Source organism: Bradyrhizobium pachyrhizi (genome assembly GCF_029714545.1).
GTDB classification, from domain to species: domain Bacteria; phylum Pseudomonadota; class Alphaproteobacteria; order Rhizobiales; family Xanthobacteraceae; genus Bradyrhizobium; species Bradyrhizobium pachyrhizi.
This window is the reverse complement of record NZ_CP121667.1, coordinates 7,205,518-7,224,406: the sequence shown is the minus strand read 5'-3', so window position 1 is coordinate 7,224,406 and position 18,889 is coordinate 7,205,518. Positions and strand designations below refer to the sequence as shown.

The 18,889-nt window shown below is 59.2% G+C and carries 16 protein-coding genes; 13 read left to right on the top strand and 3 right to left on the bottom strand.

The features are described 5' to 3' along the window. Positions 1 to 12: 12 nt before the first annotated feature. On the bottom strand, positions 13 to 2,493 hold the full coding sequence (locus QA639_RS34200; RefSeq protein ID WP_283088267.1) for an NEL-type E3 ubiquitin ligase domain-containing protein: 2,481 nt from the start codon (positions 2,491 to 2,493) through the stop codon (positions 13 to 15). Positions 2,494 to 3,105: 612 nt separating this feature from the next. Here QA639_RS34200 and QA639_RS34195 point away from each other — a divergent pair. Next, complete coding sequence (locus QA639_RS34195) at positions 3,106 to 4,698, top strand: NEL-type E3 ubiquitin ligase domain-containing protein (protein WP_346283709.1); 1,593 nt, start codon at positions 3,106 to 3,108, stop codon at positions 4,696 to 4,698. Between the two features lie 1,056 nt (positions 4,699 to 5,754). After that, entirely contained in the window at positions 5,755 to 6,576 is an 822-nt protein-coding gene (locus QA639_RS34190) for an Effector protein NopP (RefSeq protein ID WP_283088265.1), read from the top strand. A gap of 579 nt (positions 6,577 to 7,155) precedes the next feature. On the opposite strand, the gene QA639_RS34185 is transcribed toward QA639_RS34190, so the two are convergent. Then, positions 7,156 to 7,851 (bottom strand): secretin N-terminal domain-containing protein, encoded by a 696-nt coding sequence (locus QA639_RS34185; protein ID WP_283088264.1) that lies wholly within the window; start codon positions 7,849 to 7,851, stop codon positions 7,156 to 7,158. A 201-nt stretch (positions 7,852 to 8,052) separates the two neighbouring features. Here QA639_RS34185 and QA639_RS34180 point away from each other — a divergent pair, with 201 nt between their 5' ends. From QA639_RS34180 to QA639_RS34130, 11 genes are all read left to right on the top strand, one after another. Beyond that, complete coding sequence (locus tag QA639_RS34180; protein ID WP_283088263.1) at positions 8,053 to 8,565, top strand: nodulation protein NolB; 513 nt, start codon at positions 8,053 to 8,055, stop codon at positions 8,563 to 8,565. A 9-nt stretch (positions 8,566 to 8,574) separates the two neighbouring features. After that, complete coding sequence (gene sctJ, locus QA639_RS34175) at positions 8,575 to 9,441, top strand: type III secretion system inner membrane ring lipoprotein SctJ (RefSeq protein WP_283088262.1); 867 nt, start codon at positions 8,575 to 8,577, stop codon at positions 9,439 to 9,441. A gap of 13 nt (positions 9,442 to 9,454) precedes the next feature. Beyond that, on the top strand, positions 9,455 to 10,087 hold the full coding sequence (locus QA639_RS34170; RefSeq protein WP_283088261.1) for a nodulation protein NolU: 633 nt from the start codon (positions 9,455 to 9,457) through the stop codon (positions 10,085 to 10,087). Beyond that, positions 10,084 to 10,707 carry a type III secretion system stator protein SctL gene (sctL, locus tag QA639_RS34165; RefSeq protein WP_283088260.1) on the top strand — a complete coding sequence of 208 codons (624 nt, stop codon included), beginning with the start codon at positions 10,084 to 10,086 and terminating at the stop codon, positions 10,705 to 10,707. The genes QA639_RS34170 and sctL overlap by 4 nt, the downstream gene beginning before the upstream one ends. A 44-nt stretch (positions 10,708 to 10,751) precedes the next feature. After that, positions 10,752 to 12,062 carry a type III secretion system ATPase SctN gene (sctN, locus tag QA639_RS34160; protein ID WP_428841197.1) on the top strand — a complete coding sequence of 437 codons (1,311 nt, stop codon included), beginning with the start codon at positions 10,752 to 10,754 and terminating at the stop codon, positions 12,060 to 12,062. Next, positions 12,038 to 12,571, top strand: a complete 534-nt coding sequence (locus QA639_RS34155) for a hypothetical protein (protein WP_283088258.1) — start codon at positions 12,038 to 12,040, stop codon at positions 12,569 to 12,571. Before sctN ends, QA639_RS34155 begins: the two co-directional genes overlap by 25 nt. A 236-nt stretch (positions 12,572 to 12,807) precedes the next feature. Then, positions 12,808 to 13,686 (top strand): type III secretion system cytoplasmic ring protein SctQ, encoded by an 879-nt coding sequence (gene sctQ / locus QA639_RS34150; protein WP_283088257.1) that lies wholly within the window; start codon positions 12,808 to 12,810, stop codon positions 13,684 to 13,686. Beyond that, on the top strand, positions 13,679 to 14,344 hold the full coding sequence (gene sctR, locus QA639_RS34145; RefSeq protein ID WP_283088256.1) for a type III secretion system export apparatus subunit SctR: 666 nt from the start codon (positions 13,679 to 13,681) through the stop codon (positions 14,342 to 14,344). The genes sctQ and sctR overlap by 8 nt, the downstream gene beginning before the upstream one ends. Before the next feature lie 2 nt (positions 14,345 to 14,346). Further along, positions 14,347 to 14,622, top strand: coding sequence for an EscS/YscS/HrcS family type III secretion system export apparatus protein (locus QA639_RS34140; RefSeq protein WP_283088255.1), 276 nt, complete (start codon positions 14,347 to 14,349; stop codon positions 14,620 to 14,622). A gap of 11 nt (positions 14,623 to 14,633) precedes the next feature. Further along, positions 14,634 to 15,455, top strand: a complete 822-nt coding sequence (sctT, locus tag QA639_RS34135; RefSeq protein ID WP_283088254.1) for a type III secretion system export apparatus subunit SctT — start codon at positions 14,634 to 14,636, stop codon at positions 15,453 to 15,455. Next, a complete protein-coding gene (locus tag QA639_RS34130) occupies positions 15,452 to 16,489 on the top strand; it encodes an EscU/YscU/HrcU family type III secretion system export apparatus switch protein (RefSeq protein WP_283088253.1) in 1,038 nt (345 codons plus the stop codon). Before sctT ends, QA639_RS34130 begins: the two co-directional genes overlap by 4 nt. Positions 16,490 to 16,821: 332 nt before the next feature. Here QA639_RS34130 and QA639_RS34125 read toward each other — a convergent pair whose 3' ends face one another. Beyond that, entirely contained in the window at positions 16,822 to 18,126 is a 1,305-nt protein-coding gene (locus QA639_RS34125; protein ID WP_283088252.1) for a carbohydrate porin, read from the bottom strand. Between the last annotated feature and the right edge of the window lie 763 nt (positions 18,127 to 18,889).

Genomic DNA, 18,889 nt, shown 5'->3' with positions numbered 1-18,889 from the left:
TTTGATGACGCTTCACAGCTCAAGGGCGTGGTCAGCCAGCACTTGGTGCATCAGGGCGCCCTTGATCTCACAGGCGATCTCGTCGCGGATCGCTGCTCCGAACTGGAGCTCGGCATCGCTGTTTCCGGTCAGGTCATGATCGGCGAGCCGCTGCGCGAGGCGGCTCTGGAACTGCTCGTCCATCGCCTCGATAAGCCGGTCCTGCATCTGTGCATGGGCTTCGGGAGCGATCCGGCTCACCACCGTCTCCCAGGGGTGCCATCGCGTCGCCAGATAATCAGCGAAACCAGCGGCCTCCTCATTCCGTACCTGCGTCTCAGCCGCGGTGAGATCGTCCTCAGTGACGTAGGAGACATCAAAGAATCGCATGTCCGGAGCGATGAGCTGGAGGTCCAGCCGCTGGCGTAGCTTGACTTGATAAGCAAGATAGACCTCGATTTCGTCGACGAATTGGAGCGAGCCGACCTTCTGACGGGCGATCGGTTCGAGCGCCCCCAGGCGGAACAGGACCCGCGCCTGGTCGACGAGTTCGCCGAGACGGTTGTCATAGGCCCCCTCCTCGACATCAGCGCTCAGGCGTGCTGTCTGCATGCCGTTCCAGGTCAGGGTGATGCGATCTTGGCAGGTCTCGCTCGCCCCAAACGCCAGCTGGAAATACTGCTGGCGCAACCCCGGCCTGATCGCTGCCTGCCGCAGATCATCGGCTACTGCGTTCCTAAATTCCCGGTTGCCGCTATTCACGGTGCTCTGCAGCCGGTCGAGGAAAAGCGCATATTCCGACGCGCCCGCCTCGCCGGCGAAGTTCTGCCATGCGGCGATCACCTCCGGCTCGCCCTCGATCCAGTCGGCCACCGCCTCACTCAGGGGGCGCGGTGAATCGCCTGGCGTTGCCTCATTCATCGAGAAGAAGACCCGCGGACCGCTATAGCCCGGGGCATTCAGCGCTGTCGCCAGATTCGTCCGTACCCGCTCGGACAGCGGATTACCATCTAAATAAACCATGCAGTCAAAATCCAGCTGGGTCAGCAGGGCTTCCGGAAGGCTCGTTAGCCGGTTGCCGCGTGCCTCAAGCACCCAGAGCTCAGCCGGGAGGGTCTCGCACAAGCTCGTGAGCCTATTACCGCTGACGTGTAGTCTCTGAAGCTCCGAAGGGAGGGTCTCGGGCAGGCTACTTAGATGGTTGTCGCGCGCGAAAAGCAACTTGAGCTCGGCGGGGAGAGTGTCGGGCAGCCTGATGAGCCGGTTGCCCTCAGCCTCGAGCTCCTGGAGTTCAGGGGGGAGGCTATCCGGAAGGTTGGTCAGCTGGTTGCCGCCGACAGCAAGCAACTGAAGACCACTCGGGAGGGCGTCGGGCAGGCTGGTCAGCAGGTTGCCGCGGACATCGAGGTCCTGGAGCCCGGCCGGCAGGAGGTCCGGCAGGCTGGTCAGCCGGCAGCTGCCGACGGCGAGCGTCAATAGTCCCTCCGGAAGGGTTTCGGGCAGCCTGGTCAGCCGGTTGCTGCCGATTTCGAGTGATTGGAGTTGCGTTGGGAGGGCGTCGGGCAGGCTGGTCAACCGGTTGCCTTTGGCGGTGAGCGTCCGGAGTCCGGCCGGGAGGGTGTCAGGCAGGTGCACCAGCTCGTTGTGGCTCACGTCCAGCGACTGCAGCCCGTGAGGAAAGGCGGCGGGCAATGTCGTTAGACCCAGGTCGGACAGCTCCAGCCGCGTATAGACGTCGCCGGCTTCTGCCCAGGCTCTTATTCGTGTTGCCGCCTCTTGCCGGTCCTCATCTTCCGTCTGCCCTTCCTCGCCAACCCAGCTGTCTAGGATCCGGTCAAGCCGCGCCTCCTGGAGGACTGGGGCTTCAAGGTTCGTCAGGTTGCCGGCCGGGTCTGCAGTGGAGATCTCCGTGCCGTGCAAGGTTTCGGTCCACTGCGCCGCGGCCGCGGGGAGCCGCTGGCCTCCTCTTGAAGTATTTCCATCGCCCGGCCGGGGCTGTCGGCCAAGGACCGACGCTGCGAGATTTTGCTCCCAGGGACTTGCCGGGATAGCTTGCCACTCCGGCACCACATCATCGGCTCCCGCCCACCAATGCTGCTCTTGATCGACATCATGCGTCGGCCAATCGGCAGCTGCATCCATGTCGTGCCAACCATCCGCCGGACTGAAACTTCCGTCTGGCAACTGGCTATCGCGATCTGCGGTCGCAAAAAGCACATGCTGATTGATCCCCTGTTCAGAGTAGGAGGGGGGCTCCGAGGGACGCCGCGAGGGGCCTTGTCCAACGTGATCCTCATGCGGCAATCCCAAAGGTTCCGCATCTCTGTTCGACCCCGCATAAGGAGTGCGGCGGCGATTTGAACTGGGGGGCGGAGATGGACGCGCGCGCGGATGCAACTCGTTCAGGTGCTGCTGAAACGCTGCTTGGTCTGCCTGCTGCTGTTGCAGGCCCTCGTCATACGTCCGCCCGACATCCGGGACCTCGGATGGGTTGAGGCGGCTGAACGGATCCATCTCATCCTCCTGGCGGATATGAGGAGCTAACGCCTGACCTGGATAAACAAGTCCTCGCTAAGAGCCTAAGCTTTCGAGAAGCTGACGAAGAATCAAAACGATCCTAACTATCCTGGGATTTCCGCGTGACAGTATAGCGCGACAATCTGGGGGGAGCATCAATCAGCAACAGTTTTGGATGTCGCGTGCGAGGCGGTCGTCCGGGCCACGTTTGCGTTCGAGCGCGGTGGGGGTCAAATCGTCCCTCGCATTTGCGATCGAGATTGCAGGAGGCGGCCGACAGGCTGTCGATCCGATGCTCCCGCGGTGCCCCACCGAGCGACCACTCACTTCCTTTGTCGTTCGCTTGGCTTTAGTCGGATGCGGCACTGGTGCCGCGGCTTCGAAACAGACCAATGTGCCTTCCATCGCCGCATCATAGGAAGACTCGTCAGCTCCTCGACAGCTAAATAAGTCATCTACGGAAACTGACACACTCAGCTGGCCACAGGAGAACGAGCATTGATGAACACAGGGCGGGCGGAGTCGAGCGCTGGCGCTCCTTCCGAACAAGGCCACCGACAAGGTTGCTTATGCGGTCTCACGCAGGCTGCGGCTCACTGGGTCGAAGCCTTGACCGGAGCGCGGGCATCCGCTCGCCCGCAGGAGTCGCAGGATCAGATCCTGGACGCTTGGGCTGGCGAAGTGAATCAGGGGCAGGGCGAGAACCGGCAACAGGCGGTAAGGCAAATCCGAGCTTGGCGAGAGAGCGCCGATGTCTCTGTGCCGCTGCCGCTGAATCTGTCATCGCTGTCCCTGACAACTTTGCCCACCGCACTTCCGCCGCACCTCCAGCAGCTCGACGTCAGCCGAAACCGGCTGACCCATTTGCCCGCGGCTCTTCCGGCTGAGCTCTGGGATCTGAACGCCGACGAGAACCTGCTGACCAGCCTTCCCGAAAGCCTCCCGGCGGGACTTCAGCAGCTCCACCTCAACAGCAATCGGCTGACCCACCTGCCCGATACACTCCCGCCTAGGCTGCTGCGGCTCTACGCCAGCGGTAACCGGCTGACCAATGTGCCCGATACGCTCCCGCCCGGGCTGCTGCGGCTCTACGTCAGCAACAACCAGCTGGCCAGTCTGCCTGGTGTCCTTCCCGCGGGGCTCCGGCAGCTCGGGGTCGCCGGCAACCGGCTGACCAGCCTGCCGGAGACGCTGCTAAGCCAGCTAGGCTCTGCCTGCAGAGTTGAGCTGGCAGGTAACCCGCTATCCGAGCGGGTGCGGACGAGTCTGGCGACAGCCCTGAATGCCCCGGGCTATAGCGGTCCGCGGGTCTTCTTTTCGATGGATGAAGGAACGGCGAGCGCTCCAGCCTGCCCCCTAAGCGAGGTGGTAGCGGACTGGACGGAGAGCGAGCCGGCATTTAGTTGGCAGAACTTTGCCGGCGAGGCGGGCGCGTCGGAATACGCGGTGTTCCTCGACAGGCTGCGAAAGACCGTGAGCTATGCCAATCCAGAGTTCCGAAAATTAGTAGCCGATGATCTGCGGCAAGCAGCGATCAGGCCGGGGTTGCGCCAGCAGTACTTCCAGCTGGCGTTTGGGGCTAGCGAGACGTGCGAAGATCGCATCACCCTCACCTGGAACAGCATGCAGACCGCACGCGTGAACGCTGATGTCGAAGAGGGGGCCTATGACAATCGGCTCGGCGAGCTCGTCGACCAGGCGCGGGTCCTGTTCCGCCTGGGCGCGCTCGAGCGGATTGCTCGTCAGAAGGTCGGTTCGCTCCAATTCGTCGACGAGATCGAGGTCTATCTGGCCTATCAGGTCAAGCTACGCGAGCGGCTGGACCTGCGGCTCATCGCTCCGGAGATGCGCTTCTTTAAGGTCTCCTACGTCACTGAGGAAGACCTCGCCGTGGCCGAGACCCTGGTGCGCAATGAGGAAGCGACGGGATTCGCCGACCATCTGGCGACCCGCTGGCAACCTTGGGAGACGGTGGTGAGCCGGATCGCCCCCGAGGCCCACGCACAGATGCAGGACCGGCTGATCGAGGCGATGGACGAGGATTTCCAGAGCCGCCTCGCGCAGCGGCTCGCCGATCATGACCTGACCGGAGACAGCGATGCCGAGCTGCGGCTCGGAGCAAAGATCCGCGACGAAATCGCCTGCGAGATAAAAAGTGCGCTGATGCACCAGGTGCTCGCCGACCACGGCCTTGAGCTGTAAAATAGACATCCAACTACCGAGAAACAGCTAAAGCGCGTCCGCTCAGCCAACATCTAGATCAGGGACCGATTACGATCTGCTTCGGCCAGTAAATCTGGAATAGATTCCACCGTTTCTCTAGAGCAAGCAGGGCCTGGCGAGCTTCCCAGCTTCCTCGTTGAAACCTGCCGCGCCTCGTGGATAGGCCGCCTTCGGTCCCGTCAAGAGATGTTGCCGGTTGATGGAGTCTTGACCCTCGAGCATTACGCCCTGTGTCGGATCTATCCCCTGTGGATGGCGCCGACGCCGGGCTCGTAACTCCGGTCGGGCTACGCTCTCCCTATTTCACGAGCGCGACGAAGCTCTCTCAGCCTGATTAACGCCAGCTTCCACCCAAATTGCCGCACGGCTGGACGGCCACCGCTTTAGATGCCCGCGCTACAGCACGATACGTCGAGGTCGGCTCACTGCGGCGTATCGAGAAGCCAATTTTCTGAGCCGCTCTCAAGAATGTCCTCCCTTGGGGGCGCCAGAAGATTCATGCTACGAACATCGCAATGTCTTCGCCCGTATCGGCTTGTGCGTGGTCCATTTCTTCCAATACGCCTCGACCGGGCGCGATTTTTTCAGAGATCGTTCAATTGCTCCTAAGCGAGAGCCGTGACCTGAGCTCATCTTTGTGAGGCTGGAATCGAAGACTCTGCCGCTTCCACGAGTCAAGAGATGGTTCTGCCGTTGCCGGCCGTCTCGGCAACATCGTCCAATGCAATGCCACCGGTTCAGTCGAGCGCCGAGCCTTTGGGGAGATGAATGACGGGCAAGGTACCATATCGGTATCTCTCGCGAGACCGCCAGGCAGTCAGACTGCGCAAAAGTTGCGATTTTCCCCTGGGCATTCAATGGCCGAAACCGCCAACGCGCTCCGATCGCCGCTCGCATTTCGCTATGTAGAAGACGCTTGCGCAGGCCAACTTGCACGTCAGCTTGGCGTCAGCTGCAACAACTATGAATGTGCGCTCGTTTCGACAGCCTCAACTAAGCTGCCAACGAAACTTCACTGCTACAGAGGTAAACTACATGTACAACCGAATCAATGACTCATTCAGCCAATTCAGCAACGCCGGCGATGCCTATGAGGCCAGCTATTCGGCGGACGGCCATGGCTTTGCGGAAACGCTTGCAAACATGCACTTGGGATCGGATGCTAGTTCCTCTTCGTCGCGGTCGTACTCGCTGGTTGGTAAGCCTCCCGTCGTGGAGATCTCCAAGCGCTCATTCGCTGAAGAAGCGAAAGCCTTCCACGGCGACGAGATCAGGCATATCGCCGCGAACCCGCAAGAGTACTCGCCTCGCATATCCTCGAAGGCCAAGCTCGTAAAAAAGGTTGCTAAGAAATACGGCAACACCCGAGATTCAGAACATGCGCGCTATTTCAGCTATCAGCTAGGCAACACAAGCGTCGGACTTCTAAGAACAGAAGGCGGCTGCAAGATGAGCGACGAGTTCGACGGAGATCAGTGGCGCAAAATGTTCCCGGGGCGAACCGAAGTCACATCCACTGTAGATCTTCAGATTGCCCATCCGCTCGTCGATAACGCGGGCGATATCTTGCTTGAGCATCAGCTTCGCCTCGACGGCGATCGGGCACTGCTCCGTACCCGTCCCGCAAATGCTGAAGCGGCGGCCCGCTCGCGGGAGTTGGGTTTTGCTTCCGTGGATGACGATAACATGGTGCTTGATCCCACCCAACATCCCGAAAAGTGGACGAAGAACTGTAACGATGAATGGCAACGGGCAGACAAACCCACGCAATATTTGTCCAAAGCTGAGTCCAGCGAATCGGAGAATGAAACGGGGCACGTCTCGTATCGGTCCGACGATGACTATGACTTTATGTAGGATCCTTTTCGAGAATCCTGGCAGACAAGCCGCGGCCGACAGGACCTGACCTGACAACGTCGGTCGCCTGCTGAAGGCGGCTCGCTGGCGGAGTTCGAAGTACCGGCGCCAGCATTGGCACTTGTTTGCCGTCACTCGGTTTCGGCCTCCATGACAAAAGGAGCTGAGCCGGTCGATTAGGCCTGTCTATCGGCCGATGAGATCAGACAGGCAGGCGCCGGCTGGCGGACCGAGGCCTGCGCGCGCGTCCTTGTGTGTTCGCGCAGGCGCAACGTCCGCCTCGCTCGCACCTCATTTGTGAGCGGCAATTGCTCGCCTTGCGCGTGTCCGTCTTCATGTGCGGTTACACGAAGCTACAAACCATTCGTCCTGCCGGCTTTAGCGAAAGTAGATCAGGTGCGCGGAGGCCGGTGACGCTTCCTCATCGGGAATAGCCGATTCAGCCATAACGACATCGCCGTTGTTGATCTGTTGCAGCGGCTAATCGAGCGATGTCCCGGCCGCCGATACATCTGCGCCGCAGATGCAACGGCACGACATCACCGGCGGCCGCGCTGCGACAACTGACGCTTCTCCATATCATTTTTGGCCCAGTGCGGGCGCGGGCCTGGTGCCGTCCTGGTGCGGGTTGTCGAGAGAATAGGGGCCTTCCGGTTTCCCATCGCGGATAATGGTCGTCGAGGAGCCCCGAAATAGCGTCAGCACCGAGTCCCGCGTCGGCGTCTCGACAGCGCGTGGTCGGGCCTGCGCCTCAGCCACGAGGCCTTTCAGGGTCTCATCCACGAGTGCGATGAAGCGTGGCGGACCAGACGCCAGGACCAGACCATTTCCGGGCGCGGCTCTTATTGTATAGCGCTCGTCGGAGATGTTGAGCGCATCGAGGGCCGCCGTGAACGCGCCGAAGCTGATCGGACCCAGTAGAAGCAAACGAGTTTGCGCCTCCTTTGCGGCAGACAGGTAAAGCACGAGCCCATCGTAATACCATTGCAGATTGTAGAGCTGAGTGAGATGGTCGAGGAACTCCCGCGGTGACAGATCCGGCATGTGTCCGCGAATCCGGCCCTTCACTTCGCTGCTGATGTTGATTCTGACGTTGAGGTTGTTGCCGAATTCCTGCAGCGCAGCGGGGAGGTCCTGGTCCAGAACCGTATAGCGATAAGGTGTTGAGGAGAGCGACAGAGGAGCGCCGAACGCCGCACGATTTCCGGTCGAAACGAATGCCCCGACACATAGAATTCCAATCAAAACGCACTGAATCATAAATGGGATGAACATTAAGGTTCTCTTCGACGTAGCCAAGTGGAGTCGCGCAAATGTAGACGGCCAAACGTGATCATTAGATGGCGCTAGGTGCGACGAACTGGTCAGCTTCTCGTCAGCTCGCTTCTCTAGGAATCCTCTGTAGGATATTGAGCCGTTCATGGGTCTTGAGCGGCAGGTCCTATCACATCCCGAAGAGAGCAAGGTTCTTCCACGATGATGTTAGGTGCTGTGCCGATTTCTTCCAATCTGACCGAAGGTCTGGGCAACACCTGCTCATCAGCAGCGGTCGGCGAGCAAGTCCAGTTCCAGCAGAGCGTTTCGCAGGCGGCCTCGACCCCAGGCGTTGCGTCGCCGGTGATGGAAGCAGCGCCAGTGTCCCCGACATCCGAAGTTTCGCGAACAACTACGCAAGCGGCTCCTTTGGGCGAGCGAATCCTGCAGAATCTGTCTTCACTGTATCGGGTCAATGCTGATCCTCGCGCTGTAGCCGCGGGCGGACCCGCTCTTCCGAAGGCCGTTGAGCCCGGATCGGCATCGCAGCCCCCGTTGTTGCAGCCGAGCGGGGCGGAAACAAGTTTGCCGGTTGTTCCCCAACGCGCAGATAACTTCGAGGCTATGTTGGCGAATCTGAAGGACGTTTCTGACAGCTTCATTCAGATGACGCTCGTTTCAAATGCCATTGGCAGCGTCAGTTCCTCACTGAACAAGCTGATATCGGCAGGCTGAGTGGGGCGGATGATCGGTTCAATCTGTCACGAAAGCGGCTGTCGCGCGCGCTCCGCCAAGCGGTTCCGCGTCGCGGCTTTGCTATCGCTCCTTCTTCCCCTTGTTGGTTGCAAGGCCGATCTCTACACCAAAGTGCAGGAGCGCGAGGCCAACGAGATGCTTGCGGTCCTCCTCAAGAACGGGGTTGATGCGGTCCGTGTTGCTGCCAAGGACGGGACCAGCACGATCCAGGTCGAACAGAACCAGCTGGCCTCTTCGATTGACCTGCTGAATGCCGAAGGGCTGCCACGCCACTCTTTCAAAAGTCTCGGCGAGGTGTTCAATGCGGCGGGCCTAATTGCTTCGCCGACTGAGGAGCGCGCCCGTTACGTTTATGCCCTAAGCGAAGAATTGTCGCGGACGATCAGCGATATCGACGGCGTCCTCTCAGCGCGCGTCCATGTCGTTCTGCCAAAGAACGACCTGTTGCGGCGAGACACCACGCCGTCTTCGGCGTCGGTTTTCATCCGCCATGATTCCCGGGCGGATCTCTCAAGCCTGCTGCCGCAGATTAAGATGCTCGTCGTCAACAGCATCGAGGGCCTATCCTATGACAAGGTGGCAGTCGTGTTCGTGCCGGTCGAGCGGCCTGCACTCGAGCAGCGGCCTGGGTCGGCGGCTGCATCAGCCCAAGCATCCGGGTTCATTTCAACGCCATTGCTTGCGATAGGAGTGGGTCTCGGCGGCTCGGGATTAGGCGTACTATCCTATGTCTTGCTCGGCGCCCGTGTGCGTCAGCGCGGGCAAGCATCTCCCAAGGCGGCCGTGGCGACGGGACGTTCGGGTGCGTCCGCGATCGAGGCCGTGCGTAAAGCGATCAAGCCTAATGCAGCCTAGGGAAATATTCGACATGGCGACACCGAAGCCGTCTGCCGAGCGACGTCGTTCGCTCAAAGCGCCAGTTGAAGGTATTAGCGAGCTTGCCGCCTCGATTCATCCGACCCGCCTTGCCGCGTGCCTTGATGCGAACCTCTCGGTTGCGACGTTGGTACAGCTACAGAAGAGCCGCAGGCTGCAGACAAGGATGGCGGGGCTGCTGCTTGACAGCGATATTAACTTTAACCGCAGTGGCTGGACGCCGGACCTTCTGCTCGGACATGATCCGAAACGGGCTGCCGTGCTCGCCGGCTGTATTTTTCATGCCCGTTCGCTGATCAAGTTGATCTCAAAGGCCGATGTCGCTGTGCTAATCGGGCATGTCGGTGCCGAAGCGCAGGCTTTCGGTATCCGACACGCCGCGCATGCAGCTTCAACCAGAGTCATTACCGATCCGCACCAGCTCGCGCAAGAAATCGATGACGACGGGCATGCCTGTCTCGGCGCCTGGCTCGACCAAGCGTCAGCGCTTGATCGCAGCCGCGTGCTTCTACGCTTGGCTGTCGGAACTGCCGCCGACAATCCAGCGACCGAACACCGCCAAGCCGCAGACCGTTTGTTTTCCTTGGTGTTGGCTCAATTGGCGAAGGAAACCTCTGCGTTATGACAGTCGACGAGGCCGCTCCACCGATAGCTCCGCACATGCGCCCACTTGGCCCTCTCATAGCGGCAAAGGATCTCGAGATCTGGCAGGAGGCCGCCGAGGCGCGAGCCGCTGCAGAGCGGCATCTGCAGCGGGTTCGCAGCTGGGCGCGCAGGGCTTATCAGTTGGAGCGAGCGCGCGGGCATGCCGAGGGGCTGGCGGCCGGTACCGAGGAAATGGCACAGCTGGTCGCGCAGGCCGCCTCGGAAATGGCACAGAAACACGCCGTTCTGGAGGAGGAATTGCCACAGCTCGTGATGGAGATGGTCACTGATCTGCTGGGCGCCTTCGATCCCGGTGAGATGTTGGTGAGGACGGTTCGTCACGCCATCCAGCGAAAATATGGCGGGGCGGAGCTTTCTCTTCATGTGTCCTCCATGGACGCCGATGCCCTTGCCCACGAATTTGGTGGGTGCGACGGACGGGAGGGCCGTCCAACGGTCCGAATTGTTTCGGACCCGGCGCTATCCCCGCACGAATGCGTGCTGCGGAGCGAATTCGGCAATGTTGATCTCGGACTTGCCGCGCAGCTCCGCGCGATGCGTCTTGGACTCGGGTTAACTCCCGCCGCAGGCGAGCCGTGACGACGCGCGGAGCAAACCGTGGCAATGCCGTTGCCGAGGCGAACCTGCGCGGTGTGCTATCGCGTCTGCGATCGACAGCAAGGCATGTCGACACGCGTGCCGTACACGGAAGAATCACGCGGGCGATCGGCACGCTCCTCCATGCAGTCTTGCCCGATGCCCGTATTGGAGAGCTTTGTGTCGTGCAGGATCCGCGCACCGGGTGGTCACTTGAGGCCGAGGTGATCGGTCTGCGGGAGGATGGCGTGCTGCTGACGCCGATCGGAGACTTGCAGGGCTTGTCCAGCCGCGCAGAAGTCGTCGCTACCGGACGAATGCATGAGGTGCCAGTCGGACCCGATTTGCTTGGCCGGGTGATCGACAGCTTCGGCCGTCCGCTCGATGGCAAGGGTGCAGTCAAAGTCACCGAAACTCGTCCGCTGCGCGGCAAAGCGCCAAACCCAATGACGAGGCGCATCATCGAGCGGCCTTTGCCACTCGGTGTGCGCGTCCTAGATGGTCTCTTGACATGCGGCGAGGGCCAGCGGATCGGCATATATGGAGAGCCTGGTTGCGGCAAGTCGACGTTATTGGCGCAGATCGTAAAGGGCGCGGTCGCTGACGTGACGGTCGTTGCACTGATAGGCGAGCGTGGACGGGAGGTACGTGAATTCATCGAGCGCCATCTTGGGGAGGCAGCCCTTCGCCGCACGGTCGTAGTCGTTGAGACCTCCGATCGCTCGGCGATGGAGCGCGCGCAATGTGCCTATATGGCAACCGCGCTCGCCGAGTATTTTCGCGAACAGGGGCTGCGCGTCGTTCTGATGATGGATTCATTGACGCGATTTGGCCGCGCCATGCGCGAAATCGGTCTTGCTGCGGGTGAGCCGCCGACCCGGCGGGGCTTTCCTCCCTCTGTCTTTGCCATGCTGCCGGGACTGCTCGAGCGTGCGGGCATGGATGCGTGCGGCTCAATTACAGCCTTCTATACCGTGCTCGTGGAAGGTGAGGGGGTCGGCGATCCAATCGCCGAGGAAACGCGCGGCATTCTAGATGGTCATATCGTTCTCTCACGCTCCATCGCCGCGCGATCTCAATTTCCCGCTATCGATGTCCTGTCGAGCCGCAGCCGCGTCATGGATGCCGTCGTATCCGCGCAGCATCGCGAGGCAGCATCTTTCTTCCGCGATCTGCTCTCACGCCACGCGGAGGCCGAGTTCCTAGTCAAGGTCGGCGAATACAAGCAAGGTAGCGATCCCCTGACGGACCGAGCTATCGCCTCGATCGATGATCTGAACAACTTCTTGCGCCAAAGCGAAAACGATGCGTCCACTTTTGAGGAAACCGTCACATGGATGTGCCGTCTGACCGCATGAGTTGCATTCACGCGTCCAAATTGCGGCACGTCAAGGATCTGCGTGAATGTAGTGCCCGCAGTGAACTGTCTAATATGGACGCCAAACGCAATATTGCGGTCCTGGCCGCGAAGCGCGCATGGCGCGAACTGATAATCGCAGAAGAGCATCACGCACGGGCGGAGCGGGAAGTTTACAAGCAACTGGTGTCGCTCGGGACCTTGTCCGTCATCGAACTCGATCGCAGCCAGCTTACTCTGGAGAAGCTCGCGGGTGAGATTGCATCGAAACGCCAGAAGCTCGAGGGCGCGCGTATCGCACAACAGCAGGCCGAGACGGCGGCATCGGAAAAGCGGGCGCACTGGGCCAAACGTTCGGCTGCGACTTACAAATGGCGGCAGATCGAGACCGACGTCCGGCGTGCAGCCCATGATCATTCGGAGCTCACAGCAGAGATAGACGCCGATGATGAAGTCCTGCTTCGCTATGGGCGTCGGCTACCCACAAAGGTGGGAGACGGTTCAATCTGATGAGCGCCAGTCATTGTGTTGTGACACAAACGGCCTGTCATGCAGAGCCGCCTTCCGCGCGTCGTGCGGGCGTATGCACGACGTACAAGCCGTCTCTGGTTCTGACTCATGCGTTGGTCTCGTGGCTCAATGGAATCGCGGGTCCCCGCACGTCTGTGCAGACCAGCCTTGGTGATAAGCCGCTATCGGTGCGACTGGGACGAGTCGTGTGGCAGGAGGAACCTTCGGCTATATCGATGCTCGACTGCACTTGGGATGTCGGTGACGAAGCGGTCGTCTTATCGATACCCTATGCCCTTGCCGAGGCGTTGATCTCGACAGTGCAGAGGGGCCTCGCTGTCCCCTCTGAGCCGAGTGGTTCGCTCATTCTCGAACTTGCGCTCGAACCGTTGCTCGCTCCTCTGGAGCGAAAGATTGAGCGGAGGCTGCAACTTGTGCATGTTGGGAAGGCCGAAACGATAGGGCCTTACGTCGAATTCGACATTGCCTACGGTCCGCTCAGGAGCAAAGGTCGCCTGTTTCTCTTCTCGTCTATCGATGGACCGATACCGCCGGCGTTTCGCGCTTTAGGCGAGTTGCTCGGTCAACTGCCGCGAGAAATGTGCGAGCTCTCCGCGGAGCTACCGGTCATAGTTGCTGGAGAGATGGGCGCCCTGCGAGCTACGGCCTCGCTTCTTCGCAAAACGAATGCAGGCGACGCGTTGCTGCCGGGCGTAATGCCATTCGCCCATGGCCAGATCATCCTCACTGCGGGCCGATTATGGACCGAGGCAGATGTCGCTGGCGGTCGCCTGACCTTGCGGAGGCCATTTCGGTTGCTACCGCGCCCTCTGGAGTATGCACATATGACGACACAGCCCGAATCGCAGCAGCCGCCCTCGGAAGCCGATCTCGACGATATAGAGGTCACGCTGGTCTTCGAATGCGGCCGGTGGCAGATCACGCTGGGAGAATTGAGGAGTGCCGGCGAAGGACATGTGTTCGAACTTGGCCGGCCGGTCGACGGCCCGATCGATATCCGTGCCAACGGCCTACGTATCGGAAGCGGCGACATCGTGCGTATTGGGGATGAGCTCGGTATCAGGCTCCGTGGCAGGTTAGCAGGCAATGACTGAGGTTCAACCGGCAATCCTGGCGCTTCTTGCGGTTACGGCCGGTCTCGGCTTGTTGCTCTTCGCGGTCGTCACGACCACGGCGTTCATTAAGGTATCGGTGGTTCTCTTCCTCGTCCGCAATGCTCTTGGGACCCAGTCGATACCACCGAACATCGTTCTATACGGCGCAGCTTTGATTCTCACCGCCTTCACCAGCGCCCCCGTCTTTGAACAGAGCTACAATCGAATTGCTGAACTGCAACTCCGCTATCAGACCCTCGAGGATTGGGTCAGCGCGGGGAAAGAGGGGCAGGAGCCGCTGCGAAGCTATCTTAAGAAGTTCACCAATGAAGAACAGCGAGGCTTTTTCATGTCCTCGACCGAACGTGTCTGGCCGGAGGAGATGCGCGGCAGAGCCACAGCTGATGATTTTGTCATTCTAGTCCCGTCTTTTCTAATCTCGGAGCTCAAGCGCGCTTTCGAGATTGGGTTTTTGCTCTATCTTCCCTTTATCACCATCGATCTGATCGTAACGACCATCCTGATGGCGATGGGCATGTCAATGGTATCTCCGACGGTGATATCGGTTCCTTTTAAGCTCTTTCTATTCGTCGCCATTGATGGCTGGTCTCGTCTCATGCACGGACTGGTACTGAGCTACGCGATGCCCGGAGGTTGAATATGGATGAGACCACCATTCTTACTCACATGACCCGATCGCTCGTGCTTTTCATGATCTGGGTCCTGCCTCCACTGATTGCGGCGGCAGTTGCCGAAACAGCCATTGGCCTCATCCAGGCGGCAACGCAGATCCAAGACCAGACGCTGCCGCTGACGGTGAAGCTTCTGGTCGTTGTTGCGGTCATCGGTCTGTTTTCTCCGGTGCTGAGCGCCCCACTTATTGAACAAGCCAAGCAGATCTTCACGGAGTTTCCCGCGCTCACGGCGGGCTACTAGCGCCTCTCGCGATGTCTGAGCTGTCAACCACCGAGACTCAAAGTCTGATCCATGCGGCCATCGAACTCGTTGTTGCTGCCGGCCTTGGTGCAGCCCGACCCGCTGGCATCATGCTCGTTCTCCCCGTATTTACGCGCGCGCAGATCGGCAGGCTGATCCGCGGCTGCCTGGCCGTTGCGATCGAGCTACCGTATTTGGGGCAAATCGGCGATGGCCTGAAGACGCTGGACCCAGAAACGCATCTGATCAGGATCACGCTACTGGGATTGAAGGAGACGTGTGTCGGTCTACTGATCGGCGCCGTGCTCAGCATTCCGTTATGGACCATCCAAGCTGTCGGGGAGATCATCGACGTCCAACGAGGCGTCACCAGCGTGGTCGCTCCCGCTGATCCCGCGACGCACAGTCAGGCTTCGGCGACAGGACTGTTTCTTGGTATCACCGCGATCACGATTTTCGTCGTATCCGGAGGCCTACAGACCATGATCAGCGGACTTTATGGCAGCTATCTGGTCTTGCCAGTGTATCAGTTTCGACCCACGCTGACCGTGCAAGGGATAAGGGAGCTGCTGGGCATGCTCGACGGTATGATACGTGGCACCGTCCTGATCGCGGGGCCCGTGGTGGTTTTCCTGCTACTGATCGATATATCAGCGATGCTGCTCCAACGCTTTGCACCGCAATTCAACAACAAGGATCTGTCTTTGACGATCAAAAATATCGGCTTTGCGATCGTCATGGTCACCTATGCGGTTTATCTGATCGAATACATGCAATCGGAATTCATCCAGTCCGGCGGCGAGTTGGAGAGGTTTGAAAGGCAACTGAAGTGAGCGACACGAGCGAAGAGAAAACGCTCGCCCCCACTGACAAGAAGCTCAACGATGCGCGCAAGAAGGGAGTGGTTCCGCACAGCAGCGATTTTGTTAGAGCCGTCAGCAGCTGCGCCGGTCTCGGCTATCTCTGGTTGGAGGCCGGTTCAATCCAGGATAGGTGCGAAGCAGCGCTAGTGCTGGCTGACAAGCTGCTGGAGGAGCCGTTCGATGTTGCGGTCCGGCTGGCGCTCGGCGTCTTGCCCGAACTTGCTCTGCGAATTGTTGGTCCGCTTCTCGGAACTATTCTCGCCGGAGCGACTCTGGCGGCAGTACTGGCGAATGGTGGAATAGTCTTCTCCTTCGAGCCGGTAAAGCTGAATTTCGAGAACATTGATCCCATAAAAGGGTTGAAGCGCGTCGCTTCCTTGCGCTCCTTAGTTGAGCTTGGGAAGACCGTCTTCAAGGTCATTGCCCTCGGCGTGATCTTTCTCCTCATCGTTGTCGGCGCGTGGAAGGCGCTGGTCTATCTGCCGGTCTGCGGCATGGGCTGCTTCGGCTTCGTCTTCATGGAAGTGAAACTGTTGATCGGGATTGCCTGCGGTGCGTTTCTGATTGGCGGACTGATCGATCTCCTCGTCCAGCGCTGGTTGTTTTTGCGCGGCATGCGCATGACACAAAGCGAAGTGAAGCGCGAGTTCAAGGAGCAGCAGGGCAATCCGGAGCTGAAACGGGAACACCGTCGTCTGCGCCGGGAGCAGGCGAATGAGTCTCCGCTCGGCGTGCGTCGCGCAACGTTGATCTTGACTGGGCGGGAGATGCTGGTCGGAGTACGCTACGTCCGTGGCGAAACCGCTGTGCCGGTCCTGGTTTGCCGCGGCGAGCGCGAAGCGGCTTCGAGACTCTCTGATGAGGCGCGGGCACTTGGGCTCAGTATTGCCGATGACCACATGTTAGTCAGTGAGCTAATCCACAACGCCAAGCTCGGTAACCCGATTCCTGCCCAGTATTTCGAGATCGTCGCAAGAGCACTCATTGCGGCCGGCCTAGTCTAGTGCGTGTTGTGAATGGCGTCGCATTTCGGGTGAAGGTTCGCTATCTGCACGGCCTGGGTGCCGGCTGACGTGGAATCTGTCGACGCCTTGTTGTTAGCTGTGCGCAAGTCGCTGTTGTTACCCTCTCGAGCAGTCGTGGTAATCTACGTGCAGACTCGTTAGTGTCGACGAGCGCGATTGACAACCCATCGGCAGAACGTTCGTGTATGGATCTGCTATATTTTGATGGGCCGACGAACACGAAAAACGATCCTGAAGAATTGGCCATAAAACCCTCACGCTAAAGGTCTGCGCAGGCTACCAAGCGTAGACTCGGGTCGGCCTGTAGGGACTTAGAAGAAGATCGATGTAGATACCAATAAATTCAGAGCATGTCCTGTTTCGCGCGTGTGTATAATGCTTGTTGGGTTGTTGATGTATGTCACTCCGACGCTTGCGTATATCCCTGGTGCCAAATGCGCCGTGTAGGTTCCCGAGATTGCTGTGCTGTCGCGGTGCACGAGATGCCCTTTAGCTAAGGCTGCATCTACTGCAAAGTTGCTCCAGGTGGATTTCGTGGCAACGATGGCAATCTGATCGCCTGGCCGGCCGTCAAACAGACCTTTCGCATAGAGACGTGCCTCGTAATACTGACTGACTCGATTCCGGTCGGGGGGAGCATACATGACAGAGAACCCACCATAGATGCCACGTGATGGCGCACTATTAAGGTCAGATTGCCAGATCTGTCGGTCAGTAGCGACGTAGTAGACGCTGTTCGCATTGGTTCGCGGCTGCGTTGGATATTGCATATTTGTGTAGCTGCTATTGTTGAAGCCGATACCGGCTCGCAACCAAGTCTCGGGTGAGCCCGGAGCAGCTTTGCTCTTGTAGCCAATCTCATCGAGCCAAAGAACACCCGCATTGGCCGTGCTCCAGTCCAGGCCGGTCGGGTTTTCGGTTATCTGCGCATACTGACCATCTGGGCTGAGTGCGCGCTGGATTGAGACCTTGTTATATACGTGATCATCGATGTTGAGCTTCAGGTTGAGAGCTGGCGTGGGCGCTGCGTTGTTGCTCATCCCGGCTTGAAATAGGATATTTGATGAGGGCCCCAAAACACTCGCGCTTGCGTTGCCTCCCACCACCGTGCCCGCGAATTCGTTCTGATTTCTGAGATAACCCACTTTGAGTTCGAGTTTTCCGTCGAAGAAGGTCTGGTAGTAAGCGATTGTATTGATGCCAAGCCTATCGGGCCCCGCTGATTTCCATGTCCAATATTGCTGGAGAGCGCCCACGATAAGCTGACCATCTGGAATTCCAAAGCGACTGAGATCGTAGGTGGCGATCATGAAATTCACTGAACCGAATGTCGGATTCTGTCCCATGTATAGTTGATTGGCGATGCTGGTTCTGGCTGCGCCTGGTAGTTGATTATTGACGAGGCTGTTTACTGTGCCGCCAACGTAACCGATTCCGACGTCCGCAAGCGCGGATCTAATACCATCTTTGTCCTGATCTATCGTGTCGGCAGGACCAGGTATATTGAGCCACATACCTTTCTCGCGAAGATTTTCAAACTTTGCGAATGGGTCGATAGCTTTTTGAGTTCTGTTCGTTGCAGCTGCATTCGCACCGTTGCACTTGGTCGGAAGCATGCTGGAAATGCTTCCGAGGGCAGAAGGGCCGGAAGCACACATTGGTTGTTTGGGTTGGCTGCGTTGAAGTGTCAGGGCCGGATCCTTTGGGCCTCTTTTGACATCCCTATCCGCAGTGTCGTTTCTCGGGATGAGCAGGTTGTTCGCTTGTACCGGCGTCGAATTGCTTGCGAGACTCGCTGCGAGCGAAAGAGCGACCAAAAGCCCTCCTCGCTTTGGAGCTGATCGATGGATTGAAACGCGCGCTGCGATCGAGCATATCTGGATCGGAACCGCCACAACAGAGCGAGCATGCATAGTGAACTCTGCCACCGTATTTGCGGGCCTTGGCGGATTGCGCTCCGGCCTGATTACAACTGACCTTGATCTTTGACGTCCGAGGGTGGCTACCGTCACGATGCGCAACGGCCGTTCTATCCCAGCAAGATCCGCTCAGGCGTTGTCGGGTCTCCTCACCAACGGGTGCACCGCGACGTCGTCGGCGTTTATGTGTCGGACAGTGGCCCTAGACAGCTTTGAAGTCGGCACGGTCAGTGGGCGGGACCGAAAGAGCATCATGGACTTCCGTGAGAAAGGCGAGGTCGCGGTGGAGGCAGACCTGCCGTCGCAGGTGACGAGCTTGCACATGCATCAGGTCCAGTGGCGCAGCCGGATCTATCGTTCATCCCGAATTCCTTGACATTTGAGCCGCGCGACGTTCGTTGGCGACGATTGCCACGCCTCCTTCATCTCAATCAATTGCTAGGGTTGGTAGTTGACTAGG